General features: G+C 37.1%; 2 protein-coding genes and 1 pseudogene. 2 read left to right on the top strand and 1 reads right to left on the bottom strand.

The window, feature by feature from the left end:
* Window positions 1-361 (bottom strand): IS110 family transposase (locus GC098_RS20080; RefSeq protein ID WP_171645035.1); only part of this gene is annotated, 361 nt, incomplete at its 3' end.
* A 208-nt stretch (window positions 362-569) separates the two neighbouring features.
* Here GC098_RS20080 and GC098_RS20075 point away from each other — a divergent pair.
* A pseudogene (locus GC098_RS20075) lies at window positions 570-1,436 on the top strand (tyrosine-type recombinase/integrase).
* Window positions 1,426-2,526 (top strand): S-layer homology domain-containing protein, encoded by a 1,101-nt coding sequence (locus GC098_RS20070; RefSeq protein ID WP_171645034.1) that lies wholly within the window; start codon window positions 1,426-1,428, stop codon window positions 2,524-2,526. The pseudogene GC098_RS20075 and the gene GC098_RS20070 overlap by 11 nt, the downstream one beginning before the upstream one ends.
* Window positions 2,527-2,692: the final 166 nt, after the last annotated feature.

Below are 2,692 nucleotides of genomic sequence, written 5' to 3'. Positions count from 1 at the left end.
AACGTGTATTGTCGCGGTTTTCTTTATTCTTTTTAACTAGGTGAGGATTAACAAGTACAGCTTCAATTGCTTTGTTTTTGAGCCACGCAGCAAGGTTAAGCCAGTAATGACCAGTCGGTTCCATACCAACGACTATTTGAGAAAGTTTATATGAAGCTAACAAGTCACGAATCCAACGGTCGAGGGATTTGAAACCATCTTCGTCATTACTGAACTCTAAAGGATTACCGAGAGCGACACCACGGAAGTTAACTGCTCTAGCAACATGGGCCTCCTGAGCAATGTCTATACCAACAACAATATGATTAACGGTAATGTTTTCAATGAGTTGATTTTGCTTATCTTGTGATTTAAACTTCATAGTAGAGCGTCCTCCTGGATGATGGAATTAAAGGGCATTTGACCCGTAGCGTACTTCCATCGTACTGAGGCGCTCGTTTTTTTACAAAGCCGAAATTTATCCATCTACAGGAATCTAACGGAAACTATAGTTTAATATTGGAAAATAAGATTAAACCCTCCTATTTCTAGCGAAACTAGAATCAACAAAACTTGGGAGGGTTTTTATTATGAATTTAAAAGATCTATGGATGCTATATGAGGCTGATAAACGTATTCTGGGATTTAGTTCACACACATTGAAAGCATACTCTCTACAATTAAAGATGTTAGTTCTTGAACTTGGTGATCTTGAACTAGAGGAAATATCTCTAATCATACTTAAAGACTATTTGGCGAGGGTATCTGAGAGATTAAAACCTAGTAGTTTAGGCCATCGAATTCGATTTGTACGTACCCTTTTTCGGTTTGCATTTGAGGAAGGACATCTTACACGGAATCCTTCTATTAAGTTGAGAGAACCAAAGATGGACAAACGAATTCCGGAATTTCTGATTGAGGAGGACGTAATTCATCTTAAGATCTCTTGTCACTCACATCGTGAGCACGCATTATTAGAGTTTCTATATTGCACAGGATGCCGCGTTGGAGAAGTACAGAAAATAAATCTAGAAGACATTAACTGGGAGAATTGCTCCGCTATTGTGAATGGTAAAGGATCCAAGCAAAGAGAGGTTTAATTTACTACGGAGTGTAAGGTTTGGCTTAAGCGGTATCTGGGGATCAGAAATGATACTTGTAAAGCATTGTTTGTCACCGAAACGAATCCTATTCGTCGATTGACGATTCCAACAATACGTTGGTCTTTGAAAAAGCTTGCCAAACGAGGTGATATTACTGCGAATATATATCCACATCGATTCCGACATACTTATGCCTGCCAATTGTTAGATAACGGAGCACCGCTAGAATTCATTCAGGGTATGCTTGGGCATGAGAAAGCATCTACAACTCAGATTTACGCCCAACTGCGCGGTGAGCGAAGGAGAGAATTCTTTAAAAACACAAAAGGAGAACTAACTAAACTTGGAATATAATACTAAGCTTTTATTTAATAAAGGAATATCAACATTACTCATTATCTCAATGGTATTTACGTTTTCTACATGTGTTCAAGCTACATCTGCAGACGTGTACAAAGATGTTAAATCTGGAGATTGGTACTATGATGATATAGTATGGGCAACAGAGAATCATATGACCAGCGGCTATGATGATGGCACGTTTGTACCTGATGCCAAAATAACGGAAGCAGAATTTTTGAAAATGCTTGTCTCAGTATATAAGGGGAATATAACACAAAAAAATGATCCGCATTGGTATGACGCTTATTATAGATTCGCTGAAGATCACAAATGGAATGTGTATGGATTACTTTCGTATGCATCAAATTTTGCACGGGATAACACGATTGCTCCTGTTCCGGACAAGCCGTTGATTCGTCTTAAAGCCGCTATGATTTTGTTAAACGCAACAGGAAAGGAAGCTGACGCTCCAGACGAGTTGATTTGGGCATTGTATAACAGTAAATTATCGGATGGGAAGACGAGTAGGACCGTTTACGGTTTTCAACCTAACGATTTGCTTACGCGTGCGGAAGCAGTATCCTTTATAAGAAACTTTAAGGCAAAAAACTCTATGAATGATTTACTTCCAGTAACTCAGTCTTTAGAAGCAAATCGTGTATTATCCATGACAAGAGTTGTTAAAACACTTATTGAGATGGCCGAAGAACATGGATATCAATTTCAACAAAATAGTAAATTAAACAGATACGTAAAAGAAGAAGGAAATATTTTAAAAGGATTTAGAATTTTTTCAAAAGAAGATCCTAGCATAGACCTTCAGTTTTCTGTATCAGCAGAGCATCATCAAAGGACTATTATTAATAGTAATTTAAATAATGAAAGTTCACCTTTAATGAGAGAATTTTTAAGCAGGATATTAAACAATCAAGGCTACAAGCTTTCAATTCTTGAAGCATTTGATATGATGCCAAAAGCAACTCCTCGAAGCATTGATATGAACATACCCTATAATTATTCGTTTGTTAAATTTAGTACTTCATCTTTTAATTTAAGTTTAGACGAGTCAGATAAAACGCCATATGGTTATGAAGGTAACTAAAATAAGTCCAAAGGATAGTATGCATAATTATGCATGCGCTTTAAACCCAGTAAATAATTTTTTCTAACGAATTCTGCAACAAACAGCGGTTTTTACCGTGGAACATTTCAAATTCTAATTAATTCTGAAACAACAATAACGGAGCCGCGCGTGTTTGCGGGCTCCG

It is taken from the genome of Paenibacillus phytorum, assembly GCF_013141715.1.
In the GTDB taxonomy this organism is placed as follows: domain Bacteria; phylum Bacillota; class Bacilli; order Paenibacillales; family NBRC-103111; genus Paenibacillus_E; species Paenibacillus_E phytorum.
The sequence above is the reverse complement of the archived record's forward strand: the minus strand, read 5'-3'. Positions and strand labels throughout refer to the sequence as shown.